Annotated in this window: 12 protein-coding genes and 5 pseudogenes; 12 read left to right on the forward strand and 5 right to left on the reverse strand. The window is 56.9% G+C overall.

All coding sequences use genetic code 11. The features are described 5' to 3' along the window. A partial coding sequence (locus GM30_RS18675; RefSeq protein WP_155484010.1) for an autotransporter outer membrane beta-barrel domain-containing protein occupies positions 1-1,596 on the forward strand: 1,596 nt, incomplete at its 5' end. Positions 1,597-1,663: 67 nt separating this feature from the next. Here GM30_RS18675 and GM30_RS26350 read toward each other — a convergent pair. The 4 genes and pseudogenes from GM30_RS26350 to bcsE all read right to left on the reverse strand — a co-directional run bounded on the left by GM30_RS26350 (position 1,664) and on the right by bcsE (position 5,853). Next, on the reverse strand, positions 1,664-2,311 hold the full coding sequence (locus GM30_RS26350) for a hypothetical protein (RefSeq protein ID WP_072094173.1): 648 nt from the start codon (positions 2,309-2,311) through the stop codon (positions 1,664-1,666). 198 nt (positions 2,312-2,509) lie between these two features. Further along, positions 2,510-4,094 (reverse strand): annotated as a pseudogene (gene bcsG / locus GM30_RS18685) (cellulose biosynthesis protein BcsG). Beyond that, complete coding sequence (bcsF, locus tag GM30_RS18690; protein ID WP_049849853.1) at positions 4,091-4,285, reverse strand: cellulose biosynthesis protein BcsF; 195 nt, start codon at positions 4,283-4,285, stop codon at positions 4,091-4,093. The pseudogene bcsG and the gene bcsF overlap by 4 nt, the downstream one beginning before the upstream one ends. After that, positions 4,282-5,853 (reverse strand): cellulose biosynthesis c-di-GMP-binding protein BcsE, encoded by a 1,572-nt coding sequence (bcsE, locus tag GM30_RS18695; RefSeq protein WP_049849854.1) that lies wholly within the window; start codon positions 5,851-5,853, stop codon positions 4,282-4,284. The genes bcsF and bcsE overlap by 4 nt, the downstream gene beginning before the upstream one ends. 161 nt (positions 5,854-6,014) lie before the next feature. Here bcsE and bcsR point away from each other — a divergent pair, with 161 nt between their 5' ends. The 9 genes and pseudogenes from bcsR to GM30_RS18740 all read left to right on the forward strand — a co-directional run bounded on the left by bcsR (position 6,015) and on the right by GM30_RS18740 (position 20,984). Continuing rightward, positions 6,015-6,206 (forward strand): cellulose biosynthesis protein BcsR, encoded by a 192-nt coding sequence (gene bcsR, locus GM30_RS18700; protein WP_049849855.1) that lies wholly within the window; start codon positions 6,015-6,017, stop codon positions 6,204-6,206. 14 nt (positions 6,207-6,220) lie between these two features. Further along, entirely contained in the window at positions 6,221-6,973 is a 753-nt protein-coding gene (gene bcsQ, locus GM30_RS18705) for a cellulose biosynthesis protein BcsQ (protein WP_049849856.1), read from the forward strand. Then, positions 6,970-9,408, forward strand: a pseudogene (bcsA, locus tag GM30_RS18710) (UDP-forming cellulose synthase catalytic subunit); the annotation flags it as partial. The gene bcsQ and the pseudogene bcsA, both read left to right, overlap by 4 nt. 55 nt (positions 9,409-9,463) lie before the next feature. Beyond that, positions 9,464-11,633, forward strand: a pseudogene (gene bcsB / locus GM30_RS18715) (cellulose biosynthesis cyclic di-GMP-binding regulatory protein BcsB). 6 nt (positions 11,634-11,639) lie between these two features. Further along, positions 11,640-12,743, forward strand: coding sequence for a cellulose synthase complex periplasmic endoglucanase BcsZ (gene bcsZ / locus GM30_RS18720; protein WP_049849862.1), 1,104 nt, complete (start codon positions 11,640-11,642; stop codon positions 12,741-12,743). After that, positions 12,725-15,833, forward strand: a pseudogene (bcsC, locus tag GM30_RS18725) (cellulose synthase complex outer membrane protein BcsC); the annotation flags it as partial. The gene bcsZ and the pseudogene bcsC, both read left to right, overlap by 19 nt. A gap of 82 nt (positions 15,834-15,915) precedes the next feature. Continuing rightward, positions 15,916-17,866 (forward strand): annotated as a pseudogene (locus GM30_RS18730) (sensor domain-containing phosphodiesterase). Positions 17,867-18,024: 158 nt separating this feature from the next. After that, positions 18,025-19,311, forward strand: coding sequence for a dicarboxylate/amino acid:cation symporter (locus GM30_RS18735; RefSeq protein WP_049849857.1), 1,287 nt, complete (start codon positions 18,025-18,027; stop codon positions 19,309-19,311). A gap of 185 nt (positions 19,312-19,496) precedes the next feature. Continuing rightward, positions 19,497-20,984, forward strand: a complete 1,488-nt coding sequence (locus GM30_RS18740; RefSeq protein ID WP_049849858.1) for a M16 family metallopeptidase — start codon at positions 19,497-19,499, stop codon at positions 20,982-20,984. 58 nt (positions 20,985-21,042) lie between these two features. Here GM30_RS18740 and GM30_RS18745 read toward each other — a convergent pair whose 3' ends face one another. Beyond that, entirely contained in the window at positions 21,043-21,834 is a 792-nt protein-coding gene (locus GM30_RS18745) for a sugar kinase (RefSeq protein WP_049849859.1), read from the reverse strand. A gap of 230 nt (positions 21,835-22,064) precedes the next feature. On the opposite strand from GM30_RS18745, the gene pdeH reads away from it, so the two are divergent. Continuing rightward, complete coding sequence (gene pdeH / locus GM30_RS18750; protein ID WP_049849860.1) at positions 22,065-22,838, forward strand: cyclic-guanylate-specific phosphodiesterase; 774 nt, start codon at positions 22,065-22,067, stop codon at positions 22,836-22,838. A 68-nt stretch (positions 22,839-22,906) separates the two neighbouring features. Beyond that, a partial coding sequence (locus GM30_RS18755) for an AsmA family protein (protein WP_049849861.1) occupies positions 22,907-24,749 on the forward strand: 1,843 nt, incomplete at its 3' end.

The raw sequence follows: 24,749 nt of genomic DNA on the forward strand, positions 1-24,749 counted from the left end.
TCTGCGGTGGCGATGGCCAGCGGGCTGGTGAACGTCAACGACGGCGCTTCGTTTACCGGTTACGGCAGCACCGCCGGGGATATCGACGTCATGCAGGGCGGTACGATGCAGATGAACGACTTCACGGTGGGCGGCAATCTGACCAACAGCGGCTCCGTCCTGCTGACCCGTGATGACGGGACGCCGGGCAACACCCTGACGGTGAACGGCAACTACTCCGGTAACAACGGTCTGCTGGCGTTCAGTACCGAACTGGGTGGCGACGACTCACCGACGGATAAACTGACGGTACGCGGCAATACGGCGGGCAATACCCAGGTCAGTGTGACCAACACTGGTGGCACCGGTGCACAGACGGTGAACGGCATCGAGGTGATTCAGGTGGACGGCACATCAGCGGGTAACTTCGCGCTGACCACCGGGACGGTTGAGGCCGGGGCGTTTGTCTACACTCTGGCGAAAGGCACCGGCGATGCGGCGAAGAACTGGTACCTGACCAGCAAATGGACAGGCAGTGTGCCGGCGGTGGATGTGCCGGTCGACCCGCTCGACCCGACAGACCCGGTGGAACCCACGCCAGGCCCGGTGGTTGACCCTGACGGCCGTGATGCACTGAGTCCGGCGGCCGGCAGCTATATCAGCAACATCGCGGCGGCCAACACGCTGTTTAACCATCGTCTGCACGATCGTCTCGGCGAGCCGCAGTACACCGACGCCCTGCATAACGGCGAAGATAATGTCAGCAGCATGTGGATGCGCCACGTGGGTGGCCACGAACGTTCCTCTGCCGGTGACGGACGGATGAAAACGCAGAGCAACCGCTATGTACTGCAACTGGGTGGCGACATTGCACAGTGGAGTACTGACGGGCTCGACCGCTGGCATCTGGGCGTGATGGGGGGCTATGCCAATGAGCACAGCAACACCCGCAGCGACCGTGTCGGTTACGGCTCTGACGGCCGCATCAGCGGTTACAGCGCTGGTCTGTACGGCACCTGGTACCAGAACGACGCGGATAAAACCGGGGCGTATGTGGACAGCTGGATGCAGTACAACTGGTTCGATAACCACGTGGAATCAGATAACCACCAGGGCGACGATTACGACTCGAAAGGGCTGACCGCCTCGCTGGAAGCCGGTTACACCCTGAAAGCCGCTGAGTTCACCGGCAGCCAGGGGACGCTGAACACCTGGTATATCCAGCCGCAGGCGCAGATCACCTGGATGGGCGTGAAGGACGACGCGCACTTCAGAAAAGACGGCACTCGCATTGAGTCAGAAGGCGACGGCAATATCCAGACGCGTCTGGGTGTGAAAACGTACCTTAACAGCCATCACAAAATGGATGACGGTAAACAGCGTACCTTCCAGCCGTTCGTGGAAGTGAACTGGATCCACAATACCGACGCCTTTGGCGTGAAGATGGATGGTCAGCGCGTGAGCCGTGATGGCGCCCGTGACCTGGGCGAAGTGCGTACCGGCGTGGAAGGCAAGCTGAATGATCGCCTGAGCGTCTGGGGTAACGTGGGCGTGCAGATGGGTGACAAAGGCTACAGTGATACCCAGGGTATGCTCGGGGTGAAATACAGCTGGTAAGTGATGCCTCTGAAAAAAGGAGCCGGATATTCCGGCTCCTTTTTTATTACAGATGGCAGCAACCGACTTAACCCAGCGGAGGGTATTCTTTCGCCGTGCCTGAAATTAATGAGAAGAGTTTGTTGATATTACAACCGAGCTTTCTTTCGAGGCGGTTTTTTCTGACGTAGATTTCACTCACGTTTAATTCGTTAAGTCTGTGTGCTTTTCGCAAGCCTGATTCAGATAAAATAAGCGCTAATAACGAAAATTCTGAATCGTTGAGGGTTGGCCCTCGCGTGATGTTAGCAAAACGACCCGAAAATATTCTCTCGAACTTATAGTGAATATGGCTGGCACTGTCGTCTGCATAAATTATCCCCTGCACGCCCCGCCATTTTTTTAACCAGTAGTTAGCCAGGGGAGCAAGGACTCTATCGGCTATGATGATGATTTTCATGCCTGTTTCTGTCAGGCGGTCTATCCACTCTTGCCCGACGAAATAGCGCAGGTTTGATACCGAGAAATCGACGAAAACAAATCCATTAAGGGTGATAATTTTGCTGTGTAATAAATACGATTCCAGAAGTCCTGTCTTAAGATAAGAATTTCTTTCGGGCCATAATATAAAGTTAGCATTCCCGCAGTATTGAAGTCGTACTGATTTTTGTGGAAATACCTGGCATGACAATTCACAACTAATGCAATGCATGACATTAGCGTCGCGTTTACCCATAATGACGTACCGTGTTGATCTTTATATTTGCGTTGTAAGAGGCGTAATAAAACTCCCTTTAGCATCTGCAAACAGGATCGCTTTCCGTCAAAATGCTCGCAAGTAAAAATGTCGTAAAAATTTATCGATTTGCTTTTATTCCGTGATGGCAGATGGCACACGTTTTGTGCCATCTGCCTGCAATAACAGGGCATTAGATTACTGCGGGTACGGCACCCAGTCGCCGCCGTTGAGCCGGACATAAGGCTTGTTCTGATACTGAATGACGACCGCGTTCGAGTTTTCCGACACGGGTGCCGTTTGCGGCAGGTCGCTGGTGTACTGCGACCAGTTCACGTTGTCCTCGGTAAACATCTTACCGTCCACCGCGCGAACCACCAGTTCAGAAATCGCCAGGTAGCTGCTTGGCTGGGTGATTTCCACCGCCGCGCCCTGATGCGGCGCTTTCATGCCGAAGAATTTCACCGCGGCAGGCACGTTGGTGATCGACGGGCTCGGGATATCGCGCAGACCGGAGACCTGCATCTTATCGCCTCTCAGCGCACCGCCGTGCTCCGGCACGACCAGCACCATCACTTTACGCCCGGATTTCTCCAGCCCGGTAAAGAACTGATCCAGCTCGTCGAACATCTTCTGTGCGCGTGCTTTGTAATCCGCCGTTTTGCTCTGGCCCGGATAGTGGTTACCGTCGTGCAGCGGCAGGGTGTTGAAGAAGGTCNNGAACCGGTAAGCCTTTCTGATCCATCAATGGCGCCTGCATGCCGCCCTGGTTGCGTACTTCTTTCAGGAAATCGCCAAACACGCCGTCATGCCCCAGCATCAGCTGTTCGGTAAAACCGAGACGGGCAAGATCGTCAAAGATATAGCACTCGTTACCAGCAGGCTGATAGAGGTTAGTGTGCGACGGCTGACCGCAGCTCGCGCGCAGCAAGCGAATCGCCGCCGGGCCGCTGTAAGACGTGCCGGAGTTAAAGTTTTTAAACACAATATCGAAATGCGACCACAGCGGATGCTGCATCAACCCGGCAGCGTCAATGTCCGACCACGACAGCGAACAGATGTTGATGACCAGCAGATCGAACGGCTGCGCGTCAGCAGGCAGCGAGGCCGGGAACGTCGTTTTTCGCTTCTCTTCCGCCGCGTAGAAACTGGCCAGCCAGGCGTTCAGGTTCGCGGAGGTGGGCGGCGCAGTTTGCGCAGGAATATCACCGACGACCGGTTTATCGCCTGCGGCTGCGATCGTTGCCGCTGCTTGTCCGCCGGTAGTGGTCACTGTTGTCGTCGGCTGGCCGCCAGGCCACAGCGTGAAGGTCGGGCCGATCAGCGTGATGGCGTTCAGCCAGACCATAATGGCGACCACAAAAATCGTCACCCGCACCCACTGGGTTAAAAACAGCCAGGCGACCAGCAGCACAAAGAAGGCGCCGACCATCTGCCAGTTAATAAAGCGCGTCACCAGATCGAGAATGTAGTCGAAACTGAAACCGGCCACCTGCGATCCCTGGCTCATAATACTTTCCGGGCCAGGCAGCCAGGTGTCATGCCAGAACAGGCCAAAGCCGATGGGGATCGCTATCCAGTTACGCCATTTGTGCAGTCGTTCATTCGGGATCGGCAGCAGCAAAAACGCCATAAAGACCAGGTTCTTCATGGCGTGGAAATTTAAGTATCCCGCCCAGAGCAGACCAAACTTCGCCAGGAAGTAGAAGTTCCACCCGGAAAGTCCGCGCCAGTATTGCCAGAGTGGAGATGGCTTCGTAGCGGTGTGAATTGAATTAGTCATTTTTTCGCTTTGCCCTGAACGGTCGGTGTTCGGCGCAGTACGCCAGCCGGTTTCACATAACGAGGTTTAAAAAACATCATCCGTAACGTGGTTTCAATTCGACGCCAGAAATGGCGCGCCATATAGCCCAGTGGGAAAAAGATCAGCGCGCAAAGCACCACCAGTTGCAGAATATCGCTTATCGACATCATGATGCGTGCTCTCCGTGAGTCTCAGCCAGTCGGATCGGTTCCGGGATACGGCGCCAGCTACGACCGTCGTGCTCGACGTTCATCACTGTCTCCGGCCCTGTGGTGATCGGCAGCGGCGTCGTCCAGCGCTCCGGTTTGACCGCCTGCATCTGCAGAATTTCCGAGGTAATTTGTTTATCCTCAAACCATACCATCCTGTTCGAAAAGACATCGCCGGTCGGCAGCGGGAAGATGTGATTGAGCGCGGTATCGAGATCGTTAATGCGGCAGAAGGACAGGAACAGCACCAGACGGTTCTCGCCGATAGTCATGATATCGCCCGTTCGGTTGGGACGGCAGAGCGTCACCGCCTGTTCAACGCGTAATCCCGGCGCCGGGCGCAGCGCGACCATCACCCCGCGACCGTCCGCAGGTAACAGCGGGTTAGTCATCATATTGTGTACCGCTTCGCAGAAAACATCCCATTTCTGGAAACCGCGCAGTTTGAGCGGCTGCGTCATCGACAGCAGCGTGGCGATATCTTCCGGCACGTGGCGGTTAAACACCTGGCGCTGCACGCTTTCGATCAGCGTCAGGCAGCGCGACAGCGGCGCATTCCACGGCACCACGATATTCGCGCCACAGCCGAGCAACAGACGTTCGTCGGTGGCACGCAGGCTGGCGGTACTTTCGCGCACGACGATTTTCAGCGCACTGCCGCGCTGGCGACGCAGCGTATGAATATAGGTCGCGAGCTGTTCAATCTGCGCGTTTTGCGCGACGGTGAAGATGATAGTGGCGGCCTGAGCGGTGCGCGCGGCGTTAAACACGGCGTCGTTGGTATCCAGCAGCGTCCAGTATTCCGAGAGCGGGGGGGCACCTTCCAGCACGGCAATATTGCACAGCACATCTTTTTCATCGCTGCGCGGTTGCACAATCGCCTCGACCTCCTGTGACACCCGCCATCCATTATTATCCTGAATGACTGGAAGCTGTTGTCGTGCGCTGACGCCTTTGTCATTACACCAGAAAGCTATATCGAGAAGATAGTTATCGCCCTGAAATCGAAGACTTGCGAGACCGGATAGGGAACGGTATTCACTTAACAGCAGAGATAACTGTTTGTCTGTATTATTACCGGGATTAATGATTAGTAACGTGCAATGGTGATATTTCACCCAGGTTTGCATTTGCGCTACCCAACGGCGGAGTTTTTTGGGATCACTATTTTGCAAGGCATTATCGCTGCATAACAGGATAAATAAAGAATGCGCCGGTTCGACAGTGCAAAGTAGATCTCGCCCAAGCGAGTATAGACCACTTTCATCTTTTGGCATGGAAAATAAACGTATTTTTTCTGGTCCGCGATCGGGGTTTAATTTAACAATATTTTTAGGGTTTTCCCCCATCACTACGGCGGCGACAGCATCCTCTTTACGTTGGGCGGATAACGTATGGTTGAGCAGACTTACCGCGTCCTGATAACGGTCAGTATTAAGCCACCACACGCCGCCGGCAGGCATCTGGCTGACTTCATCCCACAGGGATTGAATACCAATAGAAAATATGGGCTCCACGGTGTCCCTCATCAATTCGAATTTACCTGTTATTCAGTTTACTAGCGAAAGCGTGAGAATAAACCTAACATTGAAATTAAAGAACATCAGATTTAGCATGTAAACCGTATTTCATAGTTGAATGCATTGTCGTCACTATTGAACACACATTTTAGTCCAGGTGGATCAAAAAAATGTCTGGTAATGATGAGCCAATAACACCGGCGGATCCTTCGCTCGGATATACCTTTCAAAATGACTTTATGGCGCTGAGCCGGGCATTCTCATTGCCGGAAATTGATTACACTGATATTTCCCAGCGCGACCAGTTAGCCTCTGCGCTAAAACGTTGGCCGCTGTTGGCCGAGTTGGCTGAGCATCAATAAGAAGGAAGCCGTGGATGGCTATTCTGGGATTACAAGGCATTCGTGGCGGCGTGGGTACGACGTCGATCACTGCAGCGTTAGCCTGGGCATTGCAGTCTCTTGGTGAGACAGTTCTGGTCGTCGATGCTTCCCCGGACAATATGCTGCGCCTGTCATTCAATGTTGATTTTGTTCATCGCGACGGATGGATGCGCGCACTGCTGGACGAAAAAGCGTGGCGAGACGCCGGGATGCGCTACACCACCCAGATCGATCTCCTGCCCTTCGGGCAACTGACGCCCGCCGAGCAGGAAAACCTTTATACCCTGCAGGCGAAATGGTCGCAGCTCGGCGATATTCTGCGCGAGCTTCATGAACTCGGTCACTATCAGTGGATTTTAGTCGACCTGCCGCACGGCTATTTGCCCTACACGCAGCCGCTGCTGGAGGCGTGCCACCACACGCTGACCATCGTCAACCCCGATACCAACTGCCATGTGCGGCTGCATCAGCAGGCGCTGCCTACAAAAGCGCACGTGCTGATTAACGATCTGCGGGTCGGCAGCCAGATTCAGGATGATATCTATCAGATCTGGCTGCAAAGCCAGCGCCGTCTGCTGCCAATTGCGATTCATCGTGATGAAGCGGTAGCCGAAAGCCTGGGTGCGAAGCAACCCCTTGGCGAATACCGCAGCGACGCGCTGGCCGCAGAAGAGGTCATTACGCTGGCGAACTGGTGCCTGCTGCACTACGCCGGTGTCCGCACGTCTGTCGGGAGTGAAACATGATTCGCCTGTCCAGGCTGTTCCTCGCGCCACCGGTGGCAGCGGCGATGACGGCGCGCTTCCACGACTATCGTCGCCACGGCGCTACCTGGCTCGGCGCGACGCTGGCCTGTCTGTGGGTGGCGCTGGCCTGGACCTTTATTCCGTTAGAACACCCTCGCTGGCAGCGCATTCGTGAACGGCAGCGCGAGTATTTCCCGCATATCGATCCGCACCGCCCGCGGCCGTTAGATCCGGCGCGCTACCTGCTGCAACTGGTCTGGTTACTGACCACCCGCTCGCCGCAGCCGCGACAGGAAGGCCGCTGGCGTTCATTTTCGTCGCTGAAAAAGCTGCAGGGGCGCTATCACCAGTGGCTGGAAGAGCTGCCGTCGCGCTTCAACGCACAGACGGAGCACCTCGACCACAAAAAAGAGCTGGGGCACCTGGATCCGCGATTACGCAAAATCATCCTTGGCGTGATTATGATCCTGTCGTTTTTACTGGCGCTGATCTGCGTGACACAGCCGTTTAACCCGCTGTCGCAGTTTATTTTCCTGATGCTGCTGTGGGGCGTGGCGCTGTTTATTCGCCGTATTCCGGGTCGCTTCTCGGCGCTGATGCTCATTGTCCTGTCGCTCACCGTTTCCTGCCGTTATATCTGGTGGCGTTATACTTCAACGCTCAACTGGAACGACCCGGTAAGCCTGGTGTGCGGCATGATCCTGTTGTTCGCGGAAACCTACGCCTGGATTGTGCTGGTGCTGGGCTTTTTCCAGGTGGTCTGGCCGCTCAACCGCCATCCGGTGTCACTGCCGAAAGATACCTCGCTGTGGCCCGCCGTGGATATTTTCGTCCCGACCTATAACGAAGAGCTGAGTGTAGTCAGAAATACAGTTTATGCCTCGTTGGGTATCGACTGGCCGAAAGATAAACTGAACATCTGGATCCTCGACGACGGCGGGCGCGAAGAGTTTCGCCAGTTTGCCAAAAACCTGGGCGTGCATTACGTGGCGCGAACCACTCACGAGCATGCGAAGGCCGGCAATATCAACAATGCGCTGAAGATGGCGAAGGGCGATCTGGTGTCGATTTTCGACTGCGACCACGTCCCGACGCGCTCGTTCCTGCAGATGACCGTCGGCTGGTTCCTGAAAGATCCAAATCTGGCAGTGATGCAAACGCCGCACCACTTCTTCTCCCCTGACCCGTTCGAGCGCAACCTCGGGCGTTTCCGTAAAACGCCGAACGAAGGCACGCTGTTCTACGGGCTGGTGCAGGACGGTAACGACATGTGGGATGCCACCTTCTTCTGCGGATCGTGCGCGGTTATCCGCCGTAAACCGCTGGATGAGATTGGCGGCATCGCCGTCGAAACGGTGACCGAAGATGCGCATACCTCGCTGCGCCTGCACCGTCGCGGCTACACCTCCGCGTACATGCGAATTCCGCAGGCGGCAGGGCTGGCAACGGAAAGTCTGTCAGCGCATATCGGTCAGCGTATCCGCTGGGCGCGCGGCATGGTGCAGATTTTCCGTCTCGATAACCCGCTGTTTGGCAAGGGGCTGAAATTCGCGCAGCGGCTGTGCTACCTCAACGCTATGTTCCACTTCCTGTCTGGTATTCCGCGGCTGATTTTCCTCACCGCGCCGCTGGCTTTCCTGCTGCTGCATGCGTACATCATCTACGCCCCGGCGATCATGATTGCGCTGTTCGTCCTGCCGCACATGATCCACGCCAGCCTGACGAACTCGAAGATCCAGGGGAAATTCCGCCATTCGTTCTGGAGTGAAATCTACGAAACGGTGCTGGCCTGGTATATCGCCCCGCCGACGCTGGTGGCGCTGATTAACCCGCACAAAGGCACGTTCAACGTTACGGCGAAAGGCGGTCTGGTGGAAGAGGAATACGTCGACTGGGTCATTTCCCGCCCCTACATCTACCTTGTGTTGTTGAACCTGGTGGGCGTGGCGTTCGGTATCTGGCGTTATTTCTACGGCCCGGAAAATGAAATCCTTACCGTGTGGGTCAGTCTGCTGTGGGTGTTCTATAACATGATTATCCTCGGCGGCGCGGTGGCGGTCTCGGTTGAGAGCAAACAGGTGCGTCGTTCGCACCGTGTCGAAATGACCATGCCTGCGGCGCTGGCTCGCGAAGATGGTCACCTGTTCTCCTGTACCGTTCATGACTTCTCCGATGGCGGTCTGGGGATCAGCATTAACGGCGAAGCGCAGGTGCTGGAAGGGCAAAAAGTGCAGTTGCTGCTCAAGCGCGGCCAGCAGGAATATGGCTTCCCGGCGCAGGTGGCGCGTGTCCATGGCAGCGAAGTGGGTCTGAAACTGCTACCGATGACCAACCAACAGCATATTGATTTCGTGCAGTGTACGTTCGCCCGTGCGGATACGTGGGCGCTCTGGCAGGACAGCTTCCCGGAAGACAAGCCGCTGGAAAGCCTGCTGGNNGCAACGGCACGTCAACCGGAACCGGCTATGGCTCAACAATGATGATTACGCGATGAAAAGAAAACTATTCTGGATGTGTGCAGTCGCGGTGAGCATGAACAGCATGCTGCCGATCACCACTTACGCGGCACCTGAGACCGGCGCGGCTACGGCGGCTCCGGCGCAGCCTGCGGCGACAGAGAGCCAGGATAACACGGTGACGCCGCCGGCTCCGACCACGGTCGCCCCTTCGCCAACCGCCACACTAGCGGCGCCTGCGGCAAACCCGGCGGCGGAANTCGATTACACACCGTCGCCATCGCTGCTGCCGGTGCAGTCACAACTGAAAGTTTACCTGAACGATGAGTTGATGGGTGTGCTGCCGGTGACCCCGGACCAGCTCGGGAAAAAGGTCAGCGCACAGTTACCCATTGACCCGCTCTATATTGCCGATCTCTGTTGGCCACTATCGCGACGTGTGTGAAAACCCGTCCAGCACCACGCTGTGGATGGACATCGGGCGCAGCAGTGCGCTGGATTTAACCTTCCAGACGTTAGAGGTGCAGAACGATCTGTCGCACTTCCCGGTACCGTTTTTTGACCCGCGCGATAACCGTCCGCTGACCCTGCCGATGATCTTTGCCGNGGGCTTATCGCCTCCTGGTTCGGTTCCCGTGCCGGCTGGCGTGGTCAGACGTTCCCGGTGCTCTATAACTCGCTGCCTGACCGTAACGCGGTGGTACTGGCGACCAACGACAAGCGCCCGGATTTCCTGCGCGATCACCCGCCGGTGAAAGCGCCGACCGTGGAAATGATCAGCCACCCGGATAAGCCGTACATCAAGCTGCTGGTGGTGCTGGGTCGTGATGATAAAGATCTGATGCAGGCGGCGAAGGGGATTGCGCAGGGGAACATTCTGTTCCGTGGCAACAGCGTGGTGGTGGACGACGTGAAACCGCTGCTGGCGCGCAAGCCGTACGATGCGCCGAACTGGATCCGCACCGACAGCCCGGTCACCTTTGGCGAGCTGAAAACCTACGATCAACAGCTGCAGTCTACCGGCCTTAACCCGACAGCTATTTCGCTGTCGCTGAACCTGCCGCCGGATCTCTACCTGCTGCGCAGCAACGGTATCGATATGGATCTCAAATACCGTTACACCATGCCGCCGGTGAAAGACAGCTCGCGGATGGACATCAGCCTGAACAACCAGTTCCTGCAATCGTTCAACCTCAACAGCACCCAGGAAGCGAACAAGCTGATCATGCGCCTGCCGGTATTGCAGGGGCTGCTGGACGGGAAAAATGACGTGCAAATTCCGGCGCTGCAACTGGGTGCCACCAACCAGCTGCGTTTCGATTTCCAGTACATGAACCCGATGCCGGGCGGAACCATCGAAAACTGTATTACCTTCCAGCCGGTGATGAACCACGTGGTAGTGAGCGATGATTCCACCATTGATTTCTCCAACTACTATCACTTCCTGGCGATGCCGGATCTGCGTGCGTTTGCCAATGCGGGCTTCCCGTTCAGCCGGATGGCGGATCTCTCCGAGTCCATCATCGTGATGCCGAAAAACCCGGATCAGAGCCAGCTCGGTACGCTGCTGAATACCGTGGGTGAAATCGGCGCGCAAACCGGTTTCCCGGCGGTTAACCTGACGGTCACCGACGATGGCAGCAAAATCCAGGACAAAGACGCCGATATTCTGCTGATCGGCACCATTCCGGAAAAACTGAAGGACGACAAACAGATAGACCTGCTGGTTGATGCCACGAAGAGCTGGGTGAAAACGCCGGTGCGCCATAACGATCTGCCGTCGGTGATGATGGATGCCGACGCGCGCAAGGCGAACGCTCAAACCAATATCAGCTCCTCGGGCCCGATGGCGGCCATCGTCGGCTTCCAGTCGCCGTATGCTGATCAGCGCAGCGTGGTGGCGCTGCTGGCGGANNCGCGGGTATGAATTGCTGAATAATGCGATGAACGACAGCGGCAAACGGGCAGTAATGTTTGGCTCGGTCTCGGTGATCCGCGAGGCGGGCGTCAGCAGCCTGCGTGTTGGCGATATCTACTACGTCGGCCATCTGCCGTGGTTTGAACGCGTCTGGTATGCGCTCTCTAACCACCCGATTTTGCTGGCGGTGCTGGCGGCGATAAGCGTCGTGCTGCTGGCCTGGGTCCTGTGGCGTCTGCTGCGCATCATCAGCCGTCGACGTCTGTCACCGGGTGATGACGAGTAAACGATGATGAACGTCGCGCGCTGGATGGCGCTGATACTGACCCTGCTGGTCACCGTACAGGCCAACGCCGCCTGTACCTGGCCGGCCTGGGAGCAGTTTAAAAAGGACTATATCAGCGATGGCGGGCGCGTCATTGACCCCAGCGACGCGCGCAAAATCACCACCTCGGAAGGGCAAAGCTATGCCATGTTCTTTGCGCTGGTGGCGAATGACCGCAGCGCCTTTGCTTCGCTGTATAACTGGACGAGAGACAACCTCGGCCAGGGCGATCTGAACGCGAATCTGCCCGCCTGGTTGTGGGGTAAAAAAGAGGATAAATGGACGGTAATCGACAGTAATTCCGCGTCGGATGCCGACCTGTGGATCGCCTGGTCATTGATGGAAGCCGGGCGACTGTGGAAAGAGCCGCGCTACAGCGACGCCGGAAAAGGGTTGCTGTCGCGGATCGCCAAAGAGGAAGTGGTGACGGTGCCGGGGCTGGGCTCCATGCTGCTGCCGGGCAAAGTCGGTTTTGTTGACGACAAAGGCTGGCGTTTCAACCCCAGCTATTTCCCGCCTCAGCTCACCAGCTACTTTGCCCGCCTTGGTGCGCCGTGGAGCACGCTGCGCGAAACTAACCTGCGCCTGCTGCTGGAAACCGCGCCGAAGGGCTTTTCGCCGGACTGGGTGCGGTATGTAAAAGACAAAGGCTGGCAGTTAAAACAGGATAAGACGCTGGTCGGCAGCTATGACGCCATCCGTGTTTATTTGTGGGTCGGCATGATGCACGACAGCGATCCGCAAAAAGCGCGCCTGCTCAAACGCTTTAACCCGATGGCGATGCAGACCACTCGCGAAGGGTTGCCGCCAGAGAAAGTGGATATCGCCACCGGCAAGGTTACCAACAGCGGCCCGGTCGGCTTCTCCGCCTCGCTGCTGCCGTTCTTACAACATCGCGATGCTCAGGCCGTTCAGCGCCAGCGCGTCGCAGATAATTTCCCTGGCGCAGACGCCTATTTTAACTATGTGCTAACCCTGTTTGGACAAGGCTGGGATCAACACCGTTTTCGTTTCACCGCCCGCGGTGAATTACTACCTGACTGGGGCCAGGAATGCGCACGTTCACAGTAAGTTTACTCAGTTTGTCGCTCGGCCTTGCGACGGTACCGACGGCCTGGGCTGCTAACTCCGCCGCCCAGCAGCAACTGCTGGATCAGGTACGTGTCGGTGAGGCCAGCAATCGGGAAGATCTGGTCACGCAGTCGCTCTATCGACTGGAGCTGATTGATCCCAACAACCCTGACGTCATCGCTGCGCGGCTGCGTTATCTGCTGCGTCAGGGCGATGCGGCAGGCGCGCAGAAACAGCTCGACCGGCTGGCGCAACTGGCACCGGACTCCAGTGCCTACAAAAACTCACGCAGTGAAATTCAGTTAACGACGGCGGAAGGGCGACAGGCGTTGCAGCAGGCGCGTTTGCTGACCACCACCGGCCATGTCGAAGAGGGGCTTGCCGTCTACGACAAGCTGTTCAAGGGCGCGCCGCCTGATGGTGCACTGTCGGTGGAATACTGGACCGCAGTGGCGCGATTACCGGCGCGGCATAATGAGGCGGTTAACCAGCTTAAAAACCTCAACAAAACGATGCCGGGCAACGTGCAATTGCAATCGACGCTGGCGCGCATGCTGTTTGACGATGACAAGCGGGATGAAGCATTCGCCGTTCTCGAACAGATGGCGAAGACTAACGCCGGACATAATACCGCGGCGGACATCTGGTACGATCAAATCAAATCGATGCCCACCAGCGAGGCCAGCATTCAGGCGCTACAGCGTTTTCTGCTGCTGTTCACCACCGGCGATCTGGCCACCACCGCGAAAGCACAGCTCGATGAGCAGAAAAAACAGATGGCCGACCCGGCGTTCCGGGCAAAAGCCGAACAACTGGCGATAGAAGCGAATAAACCGCAGAGCTGGGAAATCTACTGGCCGATGATCCGCAAAGCCGATGCGGCGCTGAAGGCGGGAGACCTTGATCTTGCCGAGCGTACGTACCAACAGGCGCGGCGGGTGGACAGCACCGACAGCTACGCAGTGCTCGGCCTTGGTGATGTGGCGATGGCGCGCAAAGACAGCGCCGCGGCAGAACGTTATTACCAGCAGGCGCTGCGCCTTGATAAAGGCAACAGCAACGCCGTGCGCGGGCTGGCGAATATTTACCGTGCGCAGTCGCCGGAAAAAGCCACCGCGTTTATTGAAAGCCTTTCTGCCAGTCAGCGGAAAAGCGTGGATGATATCGAACGCAGCCTGACTAACGATCGCCTGTCGCAACAGGCTGAAACGCTGGAAAACGAAGGCAAATTTGCCCAGGCCGCGGCGTTGCAGCGCCAGCGTTTAGCGCTCGATCCGGGCAGCGTGTGGGTGACGTACCGCCTGTCGCGCGATCTTTACAGCGCCGGGCAACACAGCGAAGCCGACGCGCTGATGCGTGGACTGGCGCAGCAGAAACCCAACGACCCGGAACAGATTTACGCCAACGGTCTTTACCTCTCCGGCAACAATCAGGATCAGGCCGCGCTGACGCACCTGAACCGGCTGCCGCGCAGCCAGTGGAATGACAACATTCGCGAGCTGGCGGATCGCCTATCAGGTGCTGGAAAACGCCAACCGCCTGCGCGATGCCGGTCAGGAAGATCAGGCCATCGCGTTGCTCAAACAGCAGCCGTCATCCACGCGGATCGATTTGATTCTCGCCGACTGGGCGCAGCAGCGTGGCGATACGCAAACCGCCGTGGAGCAGTACCACGCGGTACTGGCGAAAGAGCCGGAAAACCAGGACGCGCGGCTCGGGCTGGTGGAGGTTTATCTCGCCGATGGCGACAAGGCCAGCGCCCGCGAACAGTTAGCCAAACTGCCGCCGCTGGAAGCCAGTTCCTCGATCAACATGCAGCGTCGCGTGGCGCTGGCGCAGTCCGGGCTGGGCAATACCGCCGCCGCGCAGCAAATCTTCAGCCGCATTGTGCCACAGGCGAAATCGCAGCCGCCATCGATGGACAGCGCGCTGGTACTGCGTGATGCGGCGCGCGTGGAAGCGGCCTCGGGCAATCCGCAGCAGGGGCTGGAAGATTATAAAGATGCGATGGTGGCGACCGGCATTACGCCCGCGCGTCCACAGGACAACGACAGCTTTACCCGCCTGATGCGCAATGATGAAAAAGACGACTGGCTGAAGCGTGGCGTGCGCAGCGATGCCGCCGATCTCTATCGTCAGCAGGATGTGAACGTCACGCTGGAACATGATTACTGGGGTTCCAGCGGTACTGGCGGCTATTCCGATCTGAAAGCGCACACCACCATGCTGCAGGCGGATGCGCCGCTGGCGGACGGGCGCATGTTCTTCCGCTCCGACTTTGTGAACATGAACGCCGGGACGTTCTCCACCAGCGGTGGCACCTACGACGACAGCTGGGGCACCTGTTCGCTGGGCGATGACGGCTGCCGCGGCGGCACAAAACAGTCTGACAGCGGCGCGAGCATCGCCGTCGGCTGGAAAAACGACACCTGGAATATGGATCTCGGCACCACGCCCATCGGCTTTAACGTCGTCGATGTGGTGGGCGGCCTGAGCTACAGCGACGATCTGGGGCCGTTTGGCTACACGTTAAATGTGCATCGTCGACCGATTTCCAGCTCGCTGCTGGCCTTCGGCGGGCAAAAAGATAACGACAATGACGGTCACACTGGCACCACCTGGGGCGGCGTTCGCGCCACCGGGGCGGGCGTCAGCATGAGTTATGACAAAGGCGAAGCCAACGGCGTATGGGCGAGCCTCGGCGCTGACAGCCTGAACGGTAAAAACGTGGAGGATAACTGGCGCGTCCGCTGGATGACTGGTTACTACTACAAAGTCATCAATGAAAATAACCGCCGGGTCACTATTGGCCTGAACAATATGATCTGGCATTACGATAAAGACCTGAGCGGTTACACCCTCGGGCAGGGCGGCTATTACAGTCCGCAATCGTACCTTTCTTTCGCCGTGCCGGTGCTGTGGCGTGAGCGTACGGAAAACTGGTCGTGGGAATTGGGGGCGTCCGGCTCCTGGTCGCACTCGCGTACCAAAACCATGCCGCGCTACCCGCTGAACAACCTGATCCCGTCTCAGTGGCAGGGTGAGGCGGNATTCTCTGAACGATCGGGTATAATCAGCCGGCGTTCTGGTAACATTTCGTTACCGGGTCGCTGGCTGAGTTCACGTTGAACGCGGCATGCAGGTAGTGTTTCTGTCTCAGTGGAGAGTCCTTTTGCGCGTTAGCCGTTCGTTGACAATTAAACAGATGGCAATGGTGTCCGCCGTTGTCATGGTGTTTACGTTCATTTTTTGCTTTATTTTGCTCTTCCATTTTGTGCAACAGAACCGCTATACCACCGCGACGCATCTGGAAAGCGTTGCCCGCTCGGTGCGTGAACCGCTCTCTGCCGCCATCCTGAAAGCCGATATCCCGGAAGCCGAAACCATTCTGGCCCGTATTCAGCCAGCGGGGATTGTCAGCCGCGCCGACGTGGTTTTGCCGAACCAGTTCCAGGCGTTGCGCATGAGCTTTATCCCGGAACGCCCGGTGCCGGTGATGATTACCCGCATTTTTGAGCTGCCGGTGCAAATCTCGCTGCCCATTTATTCGCTCGAACGTCCCGCCAATCCGCAGCCGCTGGCCTATCTGGTATTGCAGGCCGACTCCTGGCAGATGTATCGCTTTGTGATGAGCGCGCTGGCTACGTTGGTGACTGCTTACTTACTTTTATCGCTGATGCTCAGCGTGGCGATCACCTGGTGCATCAACCGGTTGATTGTGCGTCCGCTTCGCAGCATCGCCCGCGAGGTGAACGACGTTTCGCCGCAGGAGCGCGTGGGCCATCAGCTGACGCTGCCGCGTCTGCATCATGATGATGAAATCGGCATGCTGGTGCGCAGCTATAACCGCAATCAACAAATTCTCCTGCGTCAGCATGAAGAGCTGAACAGCCACGCCACCCGATTCCCGGTTTCAGATCTGCCGAACAAGGCGTTTTTACTGGCGTTGCTGGAGCAGACCGTTGCCCGCGAGCAGTCCACCGCGCTGATCGTGGTGGCCTGTGAAACCCTGCAGGATACGGCAGGCGTGCTGAAAGAGACGCAGCGCGAAATCCTGCTGCTGACGCTGGTGGAAAAACTCCGCTCGGTGATTTCACCGCGCATGGTACTGACCCAGGTCAGTGGCTATGATTTTGCGATTCTGGCACACGGCGTAAAAGAGCCGTGGCATGCCATTACGCTTGGTCAGCAAGTGCTCACTGTCATTAATGAGCGTCTGCCGTTGCAGGGTATTCAGCTCCGTCCGAGCGCCAGTATCGGTATCGCCATGTTTAATGGCAGGCTGCCCGCCAAACCAGATTGAGTTCTTCGACCCGGCGCAGATGGAAGCTGCACAGCAGCGGCTGAGCGAAGAGAGCGATCTGCTCGCCGCACTGGAAAATAATCAGTTTGCTATCTGGCTGCAGCCGCAGGTGGATACCGCGACGGATAAAGTGTGCAGCGCGGAAGTGCTGCTGCGGCAGAAACAACCCAACGGCGAATGGGAACTGCCTGCCGATTTGATTGAACGCATCGAAGCCTGCGGACTTATCGTCGCGGTAGGCTATTGGGTGCTGGAAGAATCCTGCCGACAGCTGGCGGCGTGGCAGCATAAAGGGATCATGATGCCGTTGTCAGTGAATTTATCTGCCCTTCAGTTGCTGCACCAGAATATGGTATCGGACCTGTTAAGGTTAATGAAGCGTTACCGAATTGCTACCGGCACTCTGATTCTGGAAGTGACAGAAAGCCATCGCATTGACGATCCGAAAGCGGCGGTGGACATTCTGCGCCCGTTACGTGAAGCCGGTGTGCGCGTGGCGCTCGACGACTTCGGCATGGGCTACGCCGGGCTGTTGCAACTTCAGCATATGAAATCGTTGCCGGTGGATATCCTCAAAATCGACAAAGCGTTTATCGACCTGTTGCCGGACGACAGCAGCATGGTTTCTGCCATTATTCAGCTCGCGCGCAGCCTTGATCTGGAAATCGTCGCCGAAGGTGTGGAGAACCAGGCACAGTATGAATGGCTGAAAGCCGCAGGGGTTGAATCGGTGCAGGGTTACCTGTTTGCCCGCGCGGTGCAACCCGACGTCTTTGAGCAGGACTACCTCTCCGATTCCAGACCGCATGAAAGCCCATGATGAAAGTGACAGGCTTATGCGGTTCAGCTCAAAATTTTTAACATTCCTGTTGCAGATGCTTGTCTAAATATTTCTGTTATGTTTCCCGGGTGTTATTTTAAAAACCGCAGGCGACTTAAAACCCTACATAGCCTGTGGTTTTATTCTAAGGACACCCTATGAAAGTTTCTTTTTTTAAAAGCCTCTACTTCCAGGTCCTGACAGCCATTGCAATCGGTATCTTGCTTGGTCATTACTACCCTGAGTTAGGCGCCCAAATGAAACCGCTTGGCGATGCCTTCGTTAAGCTGATTAAGATGGTGATAGCGCCGGTTATTTTCTGTACCGTGGTAACCGGTATCGCAGGCATGGAAAGCATGAAAGCCGTGGGTCGCACCGGCGCGGTTGCACTGCTTTATTTCGAAGTGGTCAGTACTATTGCACTGATCATTGGTCTCATCATTGTTAACGTGGTGCAACCCGGCGCCGGAATGAATGTCGATCCGGCAACGCTGGATGCCAAAGCCGTGGCGGTCTATGCCGAACAGGCGAAAGACCAAGGTGTCATAGCCTTCCTGATGGACGTGATCCCGAACAGCGTGATCGGGGCGTTTGCCAGCGGCAACATTCTGCAGGTTCTGCTGTTTGCAGTGATGTTTGGTTTTGCGCTGCATCGTCTGGGCAGCAAGGGCCAGTTGATTTTTAACGTGATTGAAAGCTTCTCGCAGGTCATCTTCGGCATTATCAATATGATCATGCGCCTGGCGCCGATTGGCGCGTTCGGGGCCATGGCCTTTACCATCGGTAAATATGGTGTCGGGACGCTGGTGCAACTCGGCCAGCTCATTATCTGCTTCTACATTACCTGTATTCTGTTTGTGGTGGTTGTGCTGGGCTCTATCGCGCGTGCCACCGGCTTCAGCATCTTCAAGTTCATCCGCTATATCCGTGAAGAGCTGCTGATCGTGCTGGGGACCTCATCGTCGGAATCGGCGCTGCCGCGTATGCTCGACAAGATGGAGAAACTGGGTTGCCGCAAATCGGTGGTGGGTCTGGTGATTCCGACGGGCTACTCGTTTAACCTCGACGGCACCTCCATTTACCTGACCATGGCGGCGGTGTTTATCGCCCAGGCGACGAACAGCGAGATGGATATTTTCCATCAAATCACGCTGTTGGTGGTTCTGCTGCTCTCCTCGAAAGGCGCCGCAGGCGTTACAGGCAGCGGTTTTATCGTGCTGGCCGCCACCATTTCTGCCGTCGGTCATCTGCCGGTTGCGGGTCTGGCGCTGATCCTCGGTATCGACCGCTTTATGTCTGAAGCGCGCGCGCTGACCAACCTGGTCGGTAACGGCGTCGCCACCGTGGTGGTTGCTAAATGGGTGAAAGAACTCGACCAGAAAAAGCTGACCGACACGCTCAATAACCGTGGCACAGACAACAAAACACAAGAAATTTCCTCATAATCCCGCCACTTAAGCCCGTAGTCCTTGATGGACTGCGGGCTCCTGCGCATAATTGATGAATTATTTACGTTCGCGTGTGACGATCCTTCGTTTTTGCGGTCTAACCGACGTATTTCTCTCAATTTTTAGGCTGCCCCCGCATGACGGGTGGCCTTTGTAACCAGGATTGTTCATCAGGGGTTCACATGCAGGGCACAAAAATTCGACTCTTCGCTGGTGGTTTGCTGATGATGGCGGCGGCCGGTTATGTGCAGGCAGACGCACTCCAGCCGGATCCCGCCTGGCAGCAGGGAACGCTATCTAATGGCGTCCAGTGGCAGGTGCTTGCCACCCCACAGCGTCCGAGTGACCGCATCGAAATTCGCCTGTCCGTCAATATCGGCTCGCTGTCCGAAAGTACACAGCAGAGTGGCTACAGCCATTTTATCCCGCGTCTGGCGTTAACCCAGAGCGGCAGTTTGAACGCTATGCAGGCGCGCTCGCTCTGGCAGCAGGGCATTGATCCCACTCGCCCGATGCCGCCCGCTATCGTCTCCTACGATTACTCCCTCTTTAATCTCAGCCTGCCCAACAACCGCAACGACCTGCTGAAAGAGTCGTTGACCTGGCTTGCGGACGCCAGCGGCAAGCTGACCATTACCCCGGAGGCGGTTAACAAAGCGCTCGCCACTGAAGACATGGTGGCGACCTGGCCGCAAAACCCGAAAGAGGGCTGGTGGCGTTATCGCCTGAAAGGCTCCACCATGCTCGCCCATGATCCTTCCGAGCCGCTGAAGCAGCCGGTTGATGCCGAACAGCTGAAAGCGTTCTATGAGAAATGGTACACGCCGGATGCGATGACGCTGATTGTGGTCGGTAACGTCGACAGCCGCGCTGTGGCGGAACAAATCAACAAAACCTTCGGTGAGCTGAAAGGGAAACGTGAAACCCCGGCCGCCGTGCCGACGCTCTCTCCGCTGCGTGCCGAGCCGGTCAGCATCATGACCGATGCTGAACATCAGGATCGCCTGTCAATTATGTGGGACGCCCCGTGGCAGCCGATCCGTGAATCCGCAGCGCTGCTGCGCTACTGGCGCGCCGATCTCGCGCGTGAAGCGCTGTTCTGGCACGTTCAGCAGAACCTGAGCAAAAACAACGCCAAAGATATTGGCCTGGGCTTTGACTGCCGTGTGCTGTACCAGCGCGCGCAGTGTGCGATAAACGTGGAGTCGCCAAACGAGAAGCTCAATGCCAATCTCAGCACCATCGCTCGCGAGCTGGCGAAGGTGCGTGATAACGGCTTGCCGGAAGAGGAATTCAACGCTCTGGTGGCGCAGAAGAATCTGGAGCTGCAAAAGCTGTTCGCCACCTACGCGCGTACCGACACAGGCGTATTGACGGGCCAGCGCATGCGCTCGCTGCAAAACCAGGTGGTGGATATCGCGCCGGAGCAGTATCAGAAGCTGCGTCAGGCCTTCCTGAACTCGCTGACGCTGGAGATGCTGAATCAGGATCTCCGCCAGCAACTGTCGCAGGAGATGGCGCTGGTGCTGCTGCAACCAAAAGGTGAGCCGGAGTACAGCATGAAAGAGCTGCAGGCGACCTGGGATCAGTTCATGACCCCGGCCGCCCCTGCGGCACCGGCGGCGAGCGATGATGCGCACGATGTCTCGGACATTCCGCCGGGCCAGTAAACCGTAAATAAAAAAAGTCCGGTAGCGTGATGCATACCGGACTTTTTTATGCCGTTAATTACGCAGGCATCGCGTCGCGCGGAATAATCGCCCCGCGATACTGAATCACCGTGCTGGCCGTCAGGTGCCCGCGTTTCGCTGCTGCTGCCGCGTCACCGCCGGTCAGGCGCACCGCCAGGTAGCCCGCGCTGAAGGAATCCCCCGCCGCCGTGGTATCCACCACTTTTTCTTTCGGCAGTTTCACCGCTGGCACCTCAATCACTGCTTCACCGGCAACGGACACCAGGCATGAGTCTGCGCCGCGCTTGATCACCACTTCGTTCACGCCCGCCGCGTGCGTGCGCGCAATCACCTCTTCTACCGGTTTCGCGCCCCACAGCGCGTCTTCGTCATCCAGCGTCAGGAAGGCGATATCGGTAAATTCGAGCATCTGCTGATAAACCTGCTGCGTCTCTTCGCGGCTTGCCCACAGGCGCGGACGATAGTTGTTATCGAATATCACCTTGCCGCCGTTGGCGCGGCNGGCGGCGGCTTCGTTGCGCCAGTAATAGAAGGTGCGCTCGCCGGTGTCGTCGGTTTCGATGTAATAGAGGCCCGGCAGACGGTTGTCCATGCGCTGAATCAGACCCGTGCCAACGTTCTCACCCTGCCACGCGTCCAGCATCTGCTGGCTGAAACTGTCGGTACCGAGGGCGGTGACATAATCAACGGTCAGCGCGGCGGCATTCACCTGACGCGCAATATAAACAGACGTGTTAAGCGTATCGCCGCCAAAACCGCGGCTGACATCTGCCCCTTTTTCAGACAGCTCAATCATACATTCGCCGATCACGGCAATTTTTTTAGACATAGTCGTGAACCTGGATCTGGGAAATTAGCGCTAGTTTGCGCTGTGGCATTTTCGTGGTCAACCATATTAAAACAACGTTCCATTATTTTCTTGAGCTGACGCGTATTCCTGTCTGTTTCTTCCTCTCAGAAAAAGAAAATGGCCGCCATTGAACATAAAGTTCTCACTTATGCCGCCGATAATCCTGAAGCAGCGTTCGACCGTTTCCTTTTTTCGACAGGACAACTGAGATGAAGTCAAAGCAGGTTATCCAGCAAATAAGCATTCCGGATGTGGGCTTAAAAGGCCTGCAGGAGCGCCGCTATTGGCTGGGATGTGAACGTGCTTACACTTATCAGCCCATCTATAAAACCGATGGTCGCCTGATGGCGGTTGAACTGCTGACGGTTGTCACCCATCCTTCGCACCCAGGTCAGCGTATTGCGCCGGATCGCTATTTCGCCCAGGTGTCGGTCAAACAGCGCAGCGACGTGGTCAAAGAACAACTGACGCTGCTGGCGGAGAAAAAAGCATTCTTTGAGAAAAACCAGATTCTGGCATCGGTGAACGTCGACGGCCCGACGCTGCTGGCGCTGCGCAAAGATGCGAAGCTGGCGGCGCTGATCGAATCTCTGCCGTGGATCCGCTTTGAGCTGGTGGAACACATTCAGCTGCCGAAAGATTCCACATTCGCCTCCATGTGCGAACTCGGCCCGCTGTGGCTGGATGATTTTGGCACTGGCATGGCGAACTTTTCCGCCCTGAGCGAAGTGCACTACGACTACATCAAAGTCGCCCGTGATCTGTTCATTATGCTGCGCAAATCGCAGGAAGGGCGCAACCTCTTCACCCAACTGTTGCAACTGATGAACCGCTATTGTCAGGGGGTGATTGTCGAGGGTGTTGAAACGCTGGAAGAGTGGCGCGACGTGCAGCAATCGCCAGCGTACGCGGCGCAAGGTTACTTCCTTTCCCGTCCGGTTCCCCTCTCCACGCTTGAGAATGTCCTGCTCACATTAGCCTGATTTGCCGCAGGTTCTGCTCGTCTCAACTATTATTCAAAAAGGTGAGGCAAGACAGGAGTGGACCCGGCATGACAAAAACGCGTAAAGCCATTGCCCTGATTTCAGGCACGATTTTGCTGATCATCGTCGTGTTGTTCATCATTATCGCGACCTTTGACTGGAACCGGCTGAAGCCAACCATAAATCAAAAAGTGTCTACCGAGTTGAACCGTCCGTTCGCCATTCGCGGCGATCTGGGCGTGGTCTGGGAGCGTCAGCCGGGTGAAACCGGGTGGCGAAGCTGGATCCCGTGGCCACATGTGCATGCGGACGACGTGCTGCTCGGCAATCCGCCCGATATCCCGGAAATTACCATGGTGCATCTGCCGCGCGTGGAAGCGACGCTCGCGCCGCTGGCATTGCTGACAAAAACGGTTTACCTGCCGTGGATCAAGCTCGTGCAGCCCGATGCACGGCTGATCCGGCTATCGGAAAAGAACAACAACTGGACCTTCACACTGGCGGCGGATGAAAATAAAGATCCCAACGCGCAGCCGTCTGGCTGGTCTTTCCGCCTTGATAATATTCTGTTCGATCGCGGGCGCATTAAAATCGACGATAAGGTGACGCGCGCCGACGTGGAGATCCTGGTCGATCCGCTGGGTAAACCGCTGCCGTTCAGTGAAGTGACGGGCAATAAAGCGAAGGGCGATAACGCGAAAGCGAGCGATTATGTCTTTGGCCTGAAGGCGCAAGGGCGCTATAACGACCAGCCGCTGACCGGCACGGGTAAAATTGGCGGCATGCTGGCGCTGCGCAGCGAAGGCACGCCGTTCCCGGTGCAGGCCGATTTCCGCTCCGGCAATACGCAGGTGGCCTTTACCGGCACGGTCAACGATCCGATGAACATGGGCGGCGTGGATTTGCGGCTGAAATTCTCCGGTGACTCGCTTGGCGAGCTGTATGATCTGACCGGCGTGCTGCTGCCCGATACGCCGCCGTTTTCCACCGACGGCCACCTGGTGGCAAAAATCAACAGCGAGAAAGGCTCCGTCTTTGACTACCGCGACTTTAATGGCCGCATCGGCGACAGTGACATTCACGGTTCGCTGACCTACACCACCGGCAAACCGCGACCAAAACTGGAGGGCGATCTGGAATCGCACCAGTTGCGTCTCGCTGATTTAGGGCCGCTGGTCGGCGTCGATTCCGGCAAAGGCACCAAAACATCAAAAGTGAAGCAGGATCCGCAACCGGCCGGGAAAGTCCTGCCGTATGACCGCTTTGAAACCGATAAGTGGGACGTGATGGACGCCGACGTGCGTTTCAAAGGGCGCCGCATCGAGCACGGCAGCACGCTGCCGATAAGCGATCTCTCGACGCACATTATCCTTAACAACGCCGATTTGCGCCTCAGTCCGCTGAAATTTGGTCTCGCGGGCGGCACCATTTCGTCGCACATTCGTCTTGAGGGCGATAAAAAGCCGATGCAGGGGCGGGCGGAAATTCAGGCGCGGCGGCTGAAGCTGAAGGAGTTGATGCCGAACGTCGAGTTGATGCAGAAAACGCTGGGTGAGATGAACGGCGATGCGGATTTGCGCGGCACCGGCAATTCGGTGGCGGCACTGCTCGGCAGCAGCAACGGCAACCTGAAGCTGCTCATGAATGACGGGCTGGTGAGCCGCAATCTGATGGAGATCCTCGGCCTGAACGTCGGCAACTATATCGTCGGGCAAATCTTTGGTGATGACGAAGTGCGGGTGAACTGCGCGGCGGCCAATCTCGATGTCGTCAACGGCGTTGCGCGACCGCAGATTTTCGCCTTCGACACGGAAAACGCACTGATTAACATCACCGGCACCGCCAGCTTTGCCTCGGAACAACTGGATTTGACCATCGATCCGGAAAGTAAGGGCGTGCGCATTATTACGC

Origin of the sequence: Trabulsiella odontotermitis (genome assembly GCF_001188485.1) — a bacterium.
GTDB classification, from domain to species: Bacteria; Pseudomonadota; Gammaproteobacteria; order Enterobacterales; family Enterobacteriaceae; genus Trabulsiella; species Trabulsiella odontotermitis_A.